The sequence below is a fragment of the Achromobacter sp. SIMBA_011 genome (genome assembly GCF_046535435.1).
Taxonomy (GTDB): Bacteria; Pseudomonadota; Gammaproteobacteria; order Burkholderiales; family Burkholderiaceae_B; genus Achromobacter; species Achromobacter dolens.
The window spans coordinates 1-250 of record NZ_JAWRWN010000923.1; the positions used below are offsets into that span (position 1 = coordinate 1).

At 62.4% G+C, this 250-nt stretch carries 1 pseudogene; it reads right to left on the reverse strand.

The annotated features are described in order from the left end of the window. Positions 1-135: pseudogene (locus tag SB816_RS33700) on the reverse strand (lytic transglycosylase domain-containing protein); the annotation flags it as partial. Positions 136-250: the final 115 nt, after the last annotated feature.

Sequence of the window (250 nt, forward strand, 5' to 3'; positions counted from 1 at the left end):
GGCGAGCGCAACTGCGACAGCGAGACAGCCGACAACGCTGAATAAGTGGTGACTGACACGCGTCCCCCGGCGCAGCATGTCGCGCACGAACTGCGCATGCTGCTCTGTGGGACGCCACGATAACCAAGCGTTCATTCAGATCATCTCCCATGAACATGACTCGTGCGGCTCGCTCGGCTCGATGGCGAGACAGAATACGCGCCGCGGAATCACGACGCCGCACGCCTTGGTCGGACGCACAAGCATCGGG